The organism is Vicinamibacteria bacterium (assembly GCA_035570235.1).
Lineage (GTDB): Bacteria > Acidobacteriota > Vicinamibacteria > Fen-336 > Fen-336 > DATMML01.
In genome coordinates this window covers 99,175-112,056 of the sequence record DATMML010000015.1, presented here as the reverse complement: position 1 = coordinate 112,056, position 12,882 = coordinate 99,175, and the positions used below count along the sequence as shown (strand labels likewise).

At 71.5% G+C, this 12,882-nt stretch carries 12 protein-coding genes; 7 read left to right on the top strand and 5 right to left on the bottom strand.

The genetic code is table 11. The features are described 5' to 3' along the window. Nucleotides 1–13 precede the first annotated feature (13 nt). Both VN461_02765 and VN461_02760 read right to left on the bottom strand, forming a co-directional pair. The gene (locus VN461_02765) at nucleotides 14–910 is read right to left on the bottom strand and encodes a hypothetical protein (protein HXB53675.1); all 897 of its coding nucleotides are present in this window, start codon (nucleotides 908–910) and stop codon (nucleotides 14–16) included. A gap of 22 nt (nucleotides 911–932) precedes the next feature. Beyond that, entirely contained in the window at nucleotides 933–1,448 is a 516-nt protein-coding gene (locus VN461_02760) for a hypothetical protein (GenBank protein HXB53674.1), read from the bottom strand. A gap of 157 nt (nucleotides 1,449–1,605) precedes the next feature. Here VN461_02760 and VN461_02755 point away from each other — a divergent pair, with 157 nt between their 5' ends. The 7 genes from VN461_02755 to VN461_02725 all read left to right on the top strand — a co-directional run bounded on the left by VN461_02755 (nucleotide 1,606) and on the right by VN461_02725 (nucleotide 10,266). Continuing rightward, nucleotides 1,606–3,969 (top strand): protein kinase, encoded by a 2,364-nt coding sequence (locus VN461_02755; GenBank protein ID HXB53673.1) that lies wholly within the window; start codon nucleotides 1,606–1,608, stop codon nucleotides 3,967–3,969. Between the two features lie 69 nt (nucleotides 3,970–4,038). Continuing rightward, nucleotides 4,039–4,509, top strand: coding sequence for a (2Fe-2S)-binding protein (locus VN461_02750; GenBank protein HXB53672.1), 471 nt, complete (start codon nucleotides 4,039–4,041; stop codon nucleotides 4,507–4,509). Beyond that, the gene (locus VN461_02745; protein HXB53671.1) at nucleotides 4,506–6,707 is read left to right on the top strand and encodes a xanthine dehydrogenase family protein molybdopterin-binding subunit; all 2,202 of its coding nucleotides are present in this window, start codon (nucleotides 4,506–4,508) and stop codon (nucleotides 6,705–6,707) included. The genes VN461_02750 and VN461_02745 overlap by 4 nt, the downstream gene beginning before the upstream one ends. A gap of 12 nt (nucleotides 6,708–6,719) precedes the next feature. After that, nucleotides 6,720–7,595: a DUF3014 domain-containing protein gene (locus VN461_02740; GenBank protein HXB53670.1), complete on the top strand. Its 876-nt coding sequence runs from the start codon at nucleotides 6,720–6,722 to the stop codon at nucleotides 7,593–7,595. A gap of 31 nt (nucleotides 7,596–7,626) precedes the next feature. Beyond that, complete coding sequence (locus VN461_02735; protein HXB53669.1) at nucleotides 7,627–8,451, top strand: BtpA/SgcQ family protein; 825 nt, start codon at nucleotides 7,627–7,629, stop codon at nucleotides 8,449–8,451. Between the two features lie 7 nt (nucleotides 8,452–8,458). Further along, entirely contained in the window at nucleotides 8,459–9,358 is a 900-nt protein-coding gene (locus VN461_02730; protein HXB53668.1) for a carbohydrate kinase family protein, read from the top strand. Continuing rightward, the gene (locus VN461_02725) at nucleotides 9,355–10,266 is read left to right on the top strand and encodes a pseudouridine-5'-phosphate glycosidase (protein HXB53667.1); all 912 of its coding nucleotides are present in this window, start codon (nucleotides 9,355–9,357) and stop codon (nucleotides 10,264–10,266) included. Before VN461_02730 ends, VN461_02725 begins: the two co-directional genes overlap by 4 nt. Nucleotides 10,267–10,336: 70 nt before the next feature. On the opposite strand, the gene VN461_02720 is transcribed toward VN461_02725, so the two are convergent. The 3 genes from VN461_02720 to VN461_02710 are packed head-to-tail and all read right to left on the bottom strand — an operon-like array spanning nucleotide 10,337 to nucleotide 12,732. Then, nucleotides 10,337–11,350: a hypothetical protein gene (locus tag VN461_02720; protein ID HXB53666.1), complete on the bottom strand. Its 1,014-nt coding sequence runs from the start codon at nucleotides 11,348–11,350 to the stop codon at nucleotides 10,337–10,339. Then, nucleotides 11,347–12,081 carry a hypothetical protein gene (locus VN461_02715; protein ID HXB53665.1) on the bottom strand — a complete coding sequence of 245 codons (735 nt, stop codon included), beginning with the start codon at nucleotides 12,079–12,081 and terminating at the stop codon, nucleotides 11,347–11,349. Before VN461_02715 ends, VN461_02720 begins: the two co-directional genes overlap by 4 nt. Nucleotides 12,082–12,138: 57 nt before the next feature. Further along, entirely contained in the window at nucleotides 12,139–12,732 is a 594-nt protein-coding gene (locus tag VN461_02710; protein ID HXB53664.1) for a hypothetical protein, read from the bottom strand. Nucleotides 12,733–12,882: the final 150 nt, after the last annotated feature.

The following is a 12,882-nucleotide window of genomic DNA, read 5'->3' as shown; positions in this document are numbered from 1 at the left end:
GGGGTCTCGATCCTCACCGCTGCGGATCGAGCCTCGGCACGGGCGCCCCGGACAGGGTCGGAACCTCGATGAACTCGTGGCCGCTGGCGCGGTGGCAGCCGTTGCAGGTCTCGGCGGCCCGCGCATAGGCGGCCGCGAAAGCGCGAGCGTCGCGCGCGCGGACCGCGGCCAGCAACTCGGGCAGGTTCGTTTGCCGGAAGGCCGCCGCGACCCCGGGCAGGTCCGCAGCCCCGGTCCGGCGGGGAGGCGCCGCTTTGGGGAGATCGTCATCGAAGATCTCTTGCAGCTCCCCCAGCTCGTATGCGGCCAGGGCCAGGCGCCCGCTGCGTACGCTGCGACCCGCGAGCTCGAAACGCCGGCCCACCTCCGTCATCAGCTCACCGTAGCGGGGTCTGCTCTCCGGCGCCGGTGTCTCCCCACAGGCGGGGGGCCGATTCTCGACCCGCAGGATTTCCGCGGGCACCCCCACGCGCGCGAGTTCGACGAGAGCGGCGGACAAGCTGGCGGCGGTGGGGCAATAGGCCCGGCTGTCCTGGTCCACCGTCACCTTGCGGAGGCTCGAGCCGTCGTGCTCGACCCAGAGTCCTCCCGCGGTGCGCACGGGGGTGCCCCCGGCCAGCACCGGGTGGACGTACTCGTTCGCCTCCGCATCCGCCGGCAGGGGGGCGATCGCGAGCCGGCCGTCCCGCAGGCTGGCGAACTTGTACCGCTTCCCGCTCGTTAGCGACAGGAGGTCCGCCGAGCTTCGGGGCCGGAGGATGCGGCCCGGGTCTCCTCCGCTCGCCTTCAGCTTGACCAAAAGCGGCTCGACGGCCACGCGGCAATCGAACAGGGGCGGGGGCGTTCCGGGAGAGGATGCCCGGCAGGCGGTGAACACGATGACGCAGGCGAGGCCGACAAGGCGGGTCATCCAGGTTCCCTCGGAGCCTAGACTACACCGGGGCGCCGCCGGCCGGAGCGGTGGGGACCAGCTGCGTGAAGAGGCTGGACTCCCGGCGGAAAAAGCCCTCGGTATGGAAGGAGTCGGCCAGCTTCAGGTACTCGTAGTCCAGGTGATGGCCGATCTCGTGGAGCAGCGTGCGGAGGAAAGTGCGGAAGGCCACCACCCGGCGGTGATGGGCGGTGCGCATCCACAGCTGGATCTGCGGGGTACGACGGGGGTCGGGCGTGTAGAGGCCCTGCAGCTCGCCTCCGCTGGAGCTCGGCCGCACGCGGAGGACCTGCACGGCGACCGGCCGCACCTCCAACATCTCGGTCAGGCCCCGCCCGAGCAAGCCCGCCGCAACCTCCACCGCCTTGCCGTCGCCGCTCTCCAAGGCCGTGCGGAGGCCCGCCACGAGGTCGCGGAGCGCCTCCGGGTGGGGCAGGCGGATCTCGGAGACGCGGTCACTGCGTCGGTAGATGTCCTGGGCGCGGGCGGAGAGGCGGTCGTAGTAGGCGAAGGGCATGGCGCGGCCCGGAATATTAGCAGCCCCGCGGAAGGCGATCGAAGCCGAACCCCCCGCGATCGCCCGGAGAAACTGAAAAGGGCCTGCCCGCTCCTGGGTCCGGGCCGATTCCCGTCCCCGCGCCGCGTCTTTCCGCTCCCGCTCCCCGGGGCCCATAATGATCCCTGTGCTTGGCGAGATCGCGTCCCACTACCGCTTGCTGGAGCGCCTGGGGGAGGGCGGGATGGGCGAAGTGTACCGAGCGGAGGACCTGCGGCTGCGCCGGCCGGTGGCTCTGAAGATGCTCCGCCCGGAGGCCCACCGCGACGAGGAGGCGCGCGCCCGCTTGTTGCGGGAGGCCCGCGCCGCCTCCGCCCTGAACCACCCCAACATCGCCGTCATTTACGAGGTCGACGAGCTGGACCGCGGGGAGGGCCCCGTCCCCTTCATCGCCATGGAGTACGTGGCCGGCCGCACCTTGGCCGAGCTCTCCCGTCGGCCCGACCTGGACTTGGACGCCATCCTCGACACCGTGGGCCAGGTAGCGGAGGCCCTGGCCGAAGCCCACGCCCGGGGGGTGGTGCACCGGGACGTGAAGCCGTCCAACGTGATGGTGACGGAGAGCGGCCGGGTCAAGGTGCTGGATTTCGGCCTCGCCCACCGGCAGGTCCTGGCCGGCGATATCGAGTCGACATGGAGCCGCGATCCCGCCCGCCGCTCGGCGGCGGGCGAGCTGGCGGGGACGGTGGCCTACATGGCACCGGAGCAAGCCCTGGGACAGGAGACCGACGGCCGCGCCGACATCTTTTCCCTGGGCGTCGTCCTGTACGAGCTTCTGTCCGGACATCCGCCCTTCGTCGGTGCCAACGCGGTCCAGATCCTGGACGGAATCCTGCGCCGGGACCCACCCGCGCTGGTCCCCCGCCTGACCGATCCTCGGCTGCCCGGGGTCGAGGCCATCCTCCTACGGATGCTGGCCAAGGACCGGGACCAGCGGCAGGCGGACATGCGCGAGGTCTGCACGGAGCTCTCGGCGGTGAGGAACGGGAGCCCGCTCCCGGCCCCCGCTCCCCTGCCCCCCGGCGCCCCCGCAGTGGCCGTCATGAGCTTCATCAACATCACGAGGAACCATGAGGATGACTGGCTCGGAACGGGCATCGCGGAGACGGTGACGGCGGACCTGAGGAGCGCGGAAGGCTTGACCGTCGTGGCCCGCGGGCGCATCCACGAGATGCTGCGCAAGCTGGGCGCGGGAGGGGGAGAAGCGGATGAGGGCGTGGCCCTGCGCGCGGGGCGTGAGCTCGGGGCCCGTTGGGTCCTGCTGGGCGGTTTCCAGCGCGCGGGGGAGACCGTGCGGGTGACGGCCCGCCTGACGGAGGTCCAGACGGGCCTGGTCGTGCACACGGTCAAGATCGATGGACGCCTCTCGGAGATCTTCGAGCTCCAGGACCGGATTGCACGGGAGCTGTCTTCCGCCCTGCGTCTGACGCCTGCCCCCGCCGAGCGTGGCCCCGACGAAACCCGCGTCATCGAAGCCTACGAGGCCTTCGCCAAGGGCGTCATCAACCTGCAGGTGGAGACTTTTGAGTCGCTGGACCGGGCGGTGTTCCTCTTCGAGCGGGCGGTGGAGCTCGACCCCGCCTACGCGCGGGCCCACCTCGAGTTGGGCTCGGCCTACGCCAACAAAGCCGACTATTTGGCCATCCCCGCCCTCCACGAGCGGGCCCTGGCCAGCTTTCGCAAGGCTCTCGCGCTGCGTCCCGGCCTCGTCCGCGGCTGGCGCGAGCTGGGCGCCGTCCTCGTCTCCCTCTGCCGCGAGGACGAGGGGGTCCAGGCCATCCGCCGGGCGCTGGAGCTGGACCCCGAGGACGCCGGCGCCTTGGGGGCAATGGGCCGGGCCCACTTCGTGGGCCTGGCCCGCTTCCGGGAGGCGACGGCGTACTACGAGAAAGCGCTCGTCCGGAACCCCCAGGCGGGCTGGTCGGCCCTCCAGCTCTCGCACTGCCTGGCCCTGCTCGGCGAGTTCGCGCGGGGGGAGGCCGTGGCCCAACGCGCGGTGGAGCTGCAGGAGGCTTTCCTCTCGGGTCAGGAGGGGATTCTCATCGTGGGCGCCTACATGCGGCTGGGGCACCTGGCCTCTCTCCAGGGCCGACACGGCGAGGCCATCCAACACTTCCAGCGGGAGCTGGCCTTCATGCAACGCGTCGATCACGCCCTCCGAAATCGAACCTCCATCGAGCTGCACATGCGGCTGGGCGCTGCCCTTTTGGGCGAGGGGAGGAGGGAGGAGGCGGGCGCGGCCTTCGCGACCGCCCTCGAGGGTTTCGAGCAGCGGATCCGCCTGGGCGCCGACGACCCCTTCACCCGCTACTACGCTGCTTGCATTCACGCTCTCCGCGGGGAGACCGGGGAGGCCTTGGATTGCCTGGAGAAGGCGGCCGCCATGCGTCGCCGCTTCACGATCACCCGCGCCCGGATCGAGCCCGCGCTGGGGGGCCTGCGCGGCGAGGCCCGGTTTCGGGAGCTCGTCGGTCAGGGCTGAGCCGGCCGGGGGGCGGTTCGCGCCCGCCGCCGGCCATGCTAGGCTCGCTTCTCACCTCCGGAGGTGCGCATGGCCGCTTACACCCTCATCGTCAACGGCCAGAGCCGGCGCGTGGAGGCGGAGCCGGGCACGCCCCTGCTCTGGGTACTGCGCGACGGGCTCAGCCTCACGGGCACCAAGTTCGGGTGCGGGGTCGCCCAATGCGGGGCCTGCACCGTGCACGTCGACGGCGAGGCCATACGCTCGTGCATGGCCGCCATAGAAACCGTGGGCGACCACAAGATCACGACCATCGAAGGTCTATCCCCGGACCGCAGCCACCCCCTCCAACAGGCCTGGATCGCGGAACAGGTGCCGCAGTGCGGCTACTGCCAGTCCGGCATGCTGATGACCGCGGCCGAACTCCTGGCGCGAAAGCCCAAACCCACCGACGAGGACATCGACGCCGCCTTGGGCGGGCACATCTGCCGCTGCGGGACCTATCAGCGCATCCGGCGCGCCGTCCACCGGGCCGCGGAGGGCAAGGGAGTCGCGCGATGACCCCCGCCGGTCTGTCGCGGCGCACTTTCTTGAGGGCGGGGGTGAGCGGGGGTGCGGCCCTGGTCATCGGCTTCCGCTTCTCCGCAGATTTGGGGGCCCAAGGGCCGCAGGAGAGGAAGGCCCCCAACCCGTTCGACGCCTGGATCCGGATGGACAAGGAAGGCGAGGTCACCCTGATCGTGGCCAAGTCCGAGATGGGCCAAGGCGTCCTGACGTCGATGGCCATGATCTTGGCCGAAGAGCTGGACGTCGAGTGGCCAAGCGTTCGCGTCGAGCAGGCCCCCACCCAGCCCACCGTCTACGACCACGGGACCGGGGGCAGCGGCAGCGTCCGCACCTCCTGGCTGCCCCTGCGCCAGGCGGGGGCGGCGGCCCGGGCCATGCTCGTCCAAGCCGCGGCCGCGGCTTGGCAGGTGAACGCCAACACCTGCAGGACGGAGAAGGGGACCGTGGTCCACGGCCCGCGGCTGAAGCGGCTCCCCTACCGGGATCTGGTGGCCGCCGCTTCCCGTCTGCCCGTCCCCGATCTCAAGACGGTGAGCCTCAAGAACCCCGCCGAGTTCGTGGTCGTCGGGGAGTCGCTCGCCCGCACCGACATCCCCTCCAAGGTGGATGGCAGCGCCCGCTATGGCCTCGACGTGCGGGTGCCGGGCATGCTCTTCGCGGTCGTGGCCCGCTGCCCCGTCTTCGGAGGGCGGCCCGCCAAGTTCGACCCCGCCCGCGCCCTGGCCGTGCCGGGCGTGCGCCGGGTGGTGGAGATCCCGCCCGTGGCGCAGGGGGCCCACAGCGCGGGTGGTGTGGCGGTGGTGGCGGACAACACCTGGGCCGCCATGCAGGGGCGCGAGGCCTTGAAGATCGAGTGGAACCTGGGACCCCACGCCGCTGAGAGCAGCTCCGCGCTGCTCAAGAAGTGTGAGGAGCTGTCGCAGCTGCCCGGCAAGATCGTCCGCAACGACGGCGACGCCTTGGCCGCGCTCGCCGGCGCGGGCCGCAAGCTGGAGGCCGTCTACCAGCTCCCCTTCCAGGCCCACGCCACCATGGAGCCTATGAACTGCACGGTGGACATTCGCGCCGACCGGGCGGAGGCTTGGGTTCCCTCGCAGGGCCCGCAATGGGCGCTGGACGTGATCGCGAAGATCGGCGAGCTCAAGCCCGAAGCCGTCACCGTCCACACCACGCTCATGGGAGGCGGATTCGGCCGGCGGTATCAGGCCGACTTCGTGGTCGAGGCCGCCCAGGTGTCGAAGGCCGTGGGCGCCCCCATCCACCTGGTCTGGACGCGGGAAGACGACATCCAGCACGATTTCTACCGGCCCGCGGCCTACCATCGGCTGAGCGCGGCCCTCGACGGGGAGGGCCGGCCCCGTGCCTGGATGCACCGGCTGGTCTCGACCTCCATCAGTGACTTTTGGCATCCCGACCAGGCCCGGCCCGAGGAGAGCGAGATCGGGGGCGCCGTCAACCTGCCCTACGCGTTTCCGAGTGTGCGGGTGGAGTTCTCACCCGCGCCCACCGGAGTGCCCGTGGCCTGGTGGCGGTCGGTGGAGCACTCGATCAACGGCTTCGTCACCGAGAGCTTCCTGGACGAGGTGGCGGCCGCGGCCAAGGTGGACCCCCTGGAGCTGCGGCGGCGCCTGCTGGCCGAGCCACGCCAGATCCGGCTCCCCCCGGACAACGAGTCCGTCCTCAACACCTCCCGGCTCAAGGCGGTGGTGGAGCTGGCGGCCGCGCGCGCGGGCTGGACCCAGCCCCTTCCCCCGGGGCGGGGCCGCGGCCTCGCGTGCCACTTCTCATTCGACACCTACGTGGCCGAGGTGGCGGAGGTGTCGGTGGACCAGGACGGCGGCGTGCGCGTCCACCGCGTGGTCTGCGCGGTGGACTGCGGGCGGGCGGTGAACCCGGACGGGGTACGGGCGCAGATGGAGAGCGCGATCGTTTACGGGCTCAGCGCCGCCCTCAAGGGCGGTATCACCATCGCCGAAGGCCGCGTGCAGCAAAACAACTTCTACGACTTTGAGGTGCTGCGCATCAACGAGATGCCCGTGGTGGAGGTGCATATCGTGCCCAGCCGCGAAGCCCCGACCGGAGCCGGGGAGCCGGGGCTGCCTCCGATCGCGGCCGCAGTCGGGAACGCGATCTTCGCCGCTACCGGCAAGCGGATTCGGCGTCTGCCCATCCAGCCCGCCGACTTGGCTTGACGGCCCGCGCCCATGCCTGATCTGGACGACTTCGATCTCGACCGGACAGCTAAGGACGCGGGGGCGCCCCCGCCCCCGGAGCCTTGGGGCGGGCCCCGGCCGGCCCTGCCCCTCACGGCCTGGGTGGCGGGACTCGGTCTTCTCATCGCAGGGATCTCTGCGCTGCTCTACTTCTTCCTCCCCCGGCCCCACGCCCCCTCCCCCGCTCCCCCGCCCACCCCCACTGCCGCCTCCCCCTCTCCCGGCGCTCCCTCGCCGGAATCGATTCCGCTCCCTGCCTTGGACGCTAGCGACGCGCTCGTGCGTGAGCTCGCTCGGGGTCTGTCCTCGAGCCCCTCCTTCGTGGCCTGGCTCGCAACCCGCGGACTCATTAGGACCGCAGTGGCCGTGGTCGAGAACGTGGCCGACGGCGAGACGCCCCGGCCCCATTTGGGCTTCCTGGCTCCCAAAGCCGGTTTCCGCACGCGCTCCGAGCGCGGTCGGCTCCTCGTAGACCCCAAGAGCTACGAGGAATACGATGCCTTCGCCGACGCCGTGGACTCCGTGGACGCCCCGGGGTGTGCGCGGGCGCTCCGTGTCCTCGCCCCCCTCTTGGAGGCCGCGCACAAGGAGCTGGGCCATCCGGAGGGCGGCTTCCCCGCCACCCTGGAACGTGCGTTCGTCGCCCTCCTCCAGACCCCGGTACTGGCGGGCGACGTGCCCGTGGTCCGACATGCCACGACCTACGAGTTCGCGGAGGGGAAGCTGGAGGCCTTGACCCCGGCCCAGAAGCAGTTCCTTCGCATCGGTCCCCGCAACATGAAGAAGGTCCAGGCAAAACTCAGAGAGCTCGCGCGGGCCCTCGACGTCCCGGACACCAGGCTTCCCCCGCCGCCCCCCGGACGGTGACAACCCGTCTGGGGTTATCATCGAGACGCGAATGGATCCCCGCCGCCTCGTGGCCTCTCTCTTCGGCGCTCCCCGCGTCCTCATCGGCGTGATCCACCTTGACGCGCTGCCGGGGACGCCCGCTGCCGCCAAGGGCGTCGAGGCCATCGCGGAGAAAGCGGTGGGGGAAGCCCGGATCTATGCCGCGGCCGGCTTCCAGGGCCTGATGATCGAGAACATGCATGACCGACCGTACCTCAAAGGAGCGGTGGGGCCGGAGGTGGTGGCCGCCATGGCGGTGGCGGGCCGCGAGGTCCGCCGGGCGGTGCCCCTGCCCCTCGGGGTGCAGGTGCTGGCGGGGGCGAACCGCGAGGCTCTGGCCGTGGCCCACGCCTGCGGGGCGTCCTTCGTGCGGGGGGAGGGCTTCGTCTTCGCCCACGTGGCCGACGAAGGCCTGATCGAATCCAGTGCGGGGGACGTGCTGCGCTACCGGCGGGCCATCGGCGCAGAGGGGGTCCGCGTCTTCGCGGACATAAAGAAGAAGCACGCCGCCCACGCCATCACCGCGGACGTGGACCTCGAGGAGACCGCGCACGCGGCGGAGTTCTTCCTGGCCGACGCCGTCATCGTCACCGGGCCGGCCACCGGCCGTCCCGCCGACCCCGAGGAAGTGCGGAGGGTGAGCGCGGCGGCGGGAGTGCCCACCCTCGTGGGTTCGGGGGTGAGCGCGGAGAATATCCGGGACTACGCAGCCGCGGATGCCTTCATCGTCGGCTCCTCCCTCAAGGAGGGCGGGCTCTGGTCCAACCCTCTTGACCCCGCCCGGGCCCAGGCCCTGGTCCGCGCCTTCGCGAAGCTGCCCACGGTACAGGGCTAGGGCCGCGGTGGGCCCGGACCTGGTCGTGCTTGGCAACCTGCTCGTGGACGATCTGGTCTTCCCGGACGGGCGCACGCGCATGAGCGAGCCCGGGGGGGCGATCCTTTACGCGGCCCTGGGGGCGGCCCTCTGGGGGCTCCCTACCGGCCTGGTGAGCTGGCGCGGCCGCGACTACCCCGCTTGGGCCCTGGAAGCGGTGGCCACCCGCGGAGTCGAGCTTGAAGGCGTGCACGACCTCGGCCGCCCGGGCGCCCGCACCTGGCTCCTCTACGAGGGGACCCGGCGCCAGATCGTGCACCGTCTGGACCGTCCCTCCCATGCCGAGGTCTCCCCCACCGCCGATCGCATTCCCGCCGCTTGGAGGGAGGCGCGCGCCTTCCATTTGGCCCCCATGCCGTTCGCCGTCCAGAAGGCGCTCGTGGACTCGCTCTCCTCGCGCGAAGGAGCGTTTCTCTCTCTCGATCCCTTCCTCCTGCTCCGCCGGGAGACGCTTCCCCTCTTCCGGGAAGTGCTGGCGCGGGTGGATGCCTTCTTCCTGAGCGAGGACGAGATGGAGCTCGAGGGCGCCCGGGAAGATCCCCGACCCGCCCTCCGCTCCTTGACGGGGGGACGGCTGCGCTACGTGGTCTTCAAGCGTGGGCTCCGGGGAGGGCTGCTCCTCGACGTCCGCGGGGACCGTTTCGTGGAATGGGCGGCCCGGGGAGAAGCCGTGGACCCCACGGGGGCGGGGGACGCTTTCGCGGGAGGTCTGCTCGCCGGTTGGCTCCAGGGCGACCCCCTGGAGCGCGCGCTCCAGCGGGGCATCGTGGCCGCCAGCTTCGCCATCGCGGACTGGGGTCCGACAGGATTGCTGGGAGCCACGCCGGAGCGGGCCCGGATCCGGCTGGGAGAGTGGTCCCCACCGTGAGCGACCTCTGGACCGTCGCTCCCCACGTGGCGGAGGCCCTCGCCGCCGGGCGCCCGGTGGTGGCTCTCGAGACCACGCTTGTCACCCATGGGCTGCCCCACCCGGAGGGCGTGAGCGCGGCCGCGGAGCTGGAAGCCGAGGTGCGCGCGACGGGGGCGGTGCCGGCCACCATCGGCGTCCTGGACGGCCGGGCTCACGTGGGTCTCGATGCGGGCGAACTCGAGCGGTTGGCCATGTCAAAGGAGGTGGCCAAGCTCAACCTCAGCAACCTGGCGGCCCAGCTTGCGAGCGGCCGGGCGGGGTCCACCACCGTGGCCGCCACTCTCTTCCTCGCCCACCGGGTCGGCATCAAGGTGCTCGCCACGGGCGGGATCGGGGGCGTCCACCGCGACGCGGCCGAGAGCGGGGACGTGTCCTCCGACCTGAGCGCCCTTGCCCGCTTCCCGGTGGCGGTGGTCTGCGCGGGGGCCAAGGCGGTGCTCGATCTCGGCAAGACGGTGGAGGCGCTGGAGACCCTGGGCGTGCCCACCTATGGCCTGGGCACGGACAGATTCCCCGCCTTCTACCGGCGGGAAAGCGATCTGCCTGTGGACCGGCGCTTCGACGCCCTGGAGGAACTGGCGAGGGCGGTGCGGGCCCACTGGTCCCTCGGGTTCGGCACCGGGGTGGTGGTGGCCAACCCCATTCCCCCGGAGGAGGAGATGCCGGGCCCGCTCTACGACAGAGCCCTGGCCCAGGCCTTGGCCGACGCCGCCCGCGCCCGCCTTCGGGGTCGCGGCGTCACGCCGTTCCTCCTCGAGCGGCTGCGCGAGCTGACCGAGGGCAGAAGCGTCTTCTCCAACCGGGCTCTCCTGCGCCACAACGCCCGGGTGGCGGGAGCGCTCGCGGAAGCGCTGGCCCGCGCCTAGGCTTCCCGCGCAACCGGCGAACCCGGGCGCCCGCTCTGCGCTCCGGACGGAAGGGGCGTGCCGCCCCGGTTCAGGGCGGCGGCGAGGCGGGTTCGGCGCGGGCTTCCACCTCGGCGGCGAGCCAGAGAGCGTCCTCGGCCGTGCGTACCTCGTGCGGCTTGACCCTCAAGGCGAGGCGGCGGCCCTCGATCGTCACCGACGGCTCCACCCGGACGGGAAGCCGGAATGCCCGAAGCAACCTCTGGGGGATTCTCACCTCAAAGCCCCGCCGCATGACCGCCTCCAGCTTCTCCAGAATGGTCGCGGTGTTCACGAACTTGAGGGCGAGCCCGCACTTGGAGAACGCCTTCTGCTCGTCGAGAGCGTCCCGGACCTCCTTCCAGGCCTCGGGCGGCAGGCCCACCCGGAGGCGGACCCTGGCGTCCGGGAAGTCAGGGCGGGCCAGGACGGCGTTGTCTTCGACGGCGAGGACGAGGGCCCCCGAGAGGGCGTAGGTCTCGGGAATTGCGATCCCCCGCAATACCCGCGTCAGCTCGAAGTCGTGGCACGCGAGCCCCGCCAACCCGCGGGCACTCCATTCGAAGTGAATGGTGGCGGAGCCCTCGCCGTTGATGAGCGTGACGGGCATCTCGAGCGCGATCCGGTCGGCTGCGGGCAGCCGGAGCACGGGCTTTCCCGCACGGAGGACGGCCCGCACCCGGGGGATCTCGACGTGCACTCTCCAGGCCCCGGCCGTGAATTCGCCCAGCAGCTTACTGTCCAGCCTCGCCTCGCCCTCGGCATCGACCTTTGCATTCAAGCGCAGGTCGAGATTGACGCGATCGAGGTAGGTTTGGGCGACGTCCTCGATCGCCCGCTGGAGAAACGAGGCCCGGAGGGCCAGGAGGACCTGCCCTTCATCCGCCTGGACCTGCCTCACCATGGGATCCTGGGTTGCCACCTCCGGGAAGCGCCTTCCGAGCCTCTCCTGGCGGGCACGCTTCCGGGCTAGGCGCTCCTTGGCCGCGCGCCCCGGCCCCTGGTCGCATCCCAAGGCCACGAAGAGGGGCAGGAGGGCGAGGACCGTACCGATTCCCGCTCTCATCGCGTCCCCGGAGGGCCCGTGGGCGAAGCTCGGATCGTCACCCATAGCCGGCGCTGGAAGGAGAGGACCTCGACCACGGAGAGGTTCAAGGGTAGGTGGGCGGCCGCGATCGACACCCCGCTCTCCGTGCCGATGGCAGGAAGCGTGACGGCGCGCTCCAGCCGGACGGGGATCTCGACCGAGGAGAGCAGGAGGGAGAAGCTCTCCAGCTTCTCCCGGCCGATTTCCTCCGCCAGCCTCTCCGTCGGAGTGGGCAGGCCGAGCAGGCCCCCTCTCTTAGCCTCGACCGCGAAGACGTGGACCCCTGCCCGGAGCACCCCCGACTGCGGGTCCAAGTCCACCACGTCCAGCCCGCCGTAAACCGTGAGCTCCGCGCCCACCTCTTCTCCCCCGGCCAGGCTGGCCCGCCCCTCCAACTGGACCAAGGCGAGCCCGTCTTCCAAGTGCACGGTGCAGTGGGCCACGCGGACGCGGAAGCGATTGCCGATCGTCCGCTCGAAGGGCACCGCGCCGTCGAGCACTTGCTGGACGAGGCCCTGCCCCACCACGATCAGGATGTCTTCGGGCGCGAGGAGGCGGCCGCTATTCTTGCGGGCGCCCTCGGTCAGGGCTTCCAGGCCCTCGCTCCGCCGGTCCAGGATGGTCTCCTCCACGGTCCGCGCCTCCGGCCGGGCGCGGCAGCCTGGGGGCAGAAGGGTGGCCAGGCAGACAAGGACACCGGCGGGCGTCATCCGTCTCCCCGCCCTCATGTGGGAAATGGCCGGGGGGGCTCGACCGGAGGGCCGGGGTCAGGGCGCAGGGGCTGGAGACGCGGGGGCGGTGATCCCGAGACCGGTCATGAGCCCATCCAGCCGGGCCTTGACGGTCCTGGCCTTCGCCACCGCCTCCGGCACGTCGCCTTTTTGGAAGGAAGCGGTGGTCTCGGTCCATGTCTGGGTGATGGCGTCCAAATCGCTCTTGGCTTGGGTGAGCTTGGCCTTGTCCAGGCCGGCGGGGAGCCTCCGCTTGGTCGAGAGCTCGGCGAGCCGGGTGGTGGCCGTGGCCAACGTCGCGGGCAGGTTGGCCTGGAGATCGGCCCAGGCCCGGGCCAGTTCTCCCTTCTTAGCCTGGGCGGCGGCCAAGGCGGCCTTGACCCGGGCGGGGAGGGCCTCGGCCTCGGTGAGGGCGCCTTTGTAGTCTCCCTGGTTGAATCGGTCGTGGGCGGCCCGCGAGGAATCGGCCAGGGACTTGAACTCCTGGGGAGCGAATCTCTCGACCTCGGGGCGGGCGGCCTCGATGGCCGCGTCGGCCGCCTTGAGGGCGACTTGGGCGGGGGCCTTCCCGCAGGCCAGGGCCAGGGAGCCGGCGACGAGGGCCGCCACCCACGTGAGCTCTCTACGCATGATCACAACCTCCTTGCGCGCTTCGTCGGCCCGAGACTGGACAACTCAGAGTCGGCGTCCGCGACGAGACCTTGCCGACTTCCGCCCCCTCTGCCAAGACCTCGACGAGGCCTCGAGGCTCTCTGTTCTCTCGCGTCCGGCGCCCGCCGG

Coding starts and splice junctions, on each gene's coding strand:
- VN461_02765 (HXB53675.1), bottom strand. CDS start 910: ATGACCCGCCTTGTCGGCCTCGCCTGCGTCATCGTGTTCACCGCCTGC.
- VN461_02760 (HXB53674.1), bottom strand. CDS start 1,448: ATGCCCTTCGCCTACTACGACCGCCTCTCCGCCCGCGCCCAGGACATC.
- VN461_02755 (HXB53673.1), top strand. CDS start 1,606: ATGATCCCTGTGCTTGGCGAGATCGCGTCCCACTACCGCTTGCTGGAG.
- VN461_02750 (HXB53672.1), top strand. CDS start 4,039: ATGGCCGCTTACACCCTCATCGTCAACGGCCAGAGCCGGCGCGTGGAG.
- VN461_02745 (HXB53671.1), top strand. CDS start 4,506: ATGACCCCCGCCGGTCTGTCGCGGCGCACTTTCTTGAGGGCGGGGGTG.
- VN461_02740 (HXB53670.1), top strand. CDS start 6,720: ATGCCTGATCTGGACGACTTCGATCTCGACCGGACAGCTAAGGACGCG.
- VN461_02735 (HXB53669.1), top strand. CDS start 7,627: ATGGATCCCCGCCGCCTCGTGGCCTCTCTCTTCGGCGCTCCCCGCGTC.
- VN461_02720 (HXB53666.1), bottom strand. CDS start 11,350: ATGAGAGCGGGAATCGGTACGGTCCTCGCCCTCCTGCCCCTCTTCGTG.
- VN461_02715 (HXB53665.1), bottom strand. CDS start 12,081: ATGACGCCCGCCGGTGTCCTTGTCTGCCTGGCCACCCTTCTGCCCCCA.
- VN461_02710 (HXB53664.1), bottom strand. CDS start 12,732: ATGCGTAGAGAGCTCACGTGGGTGGCGGCCCTCGTCGCCGGCTCCCTG.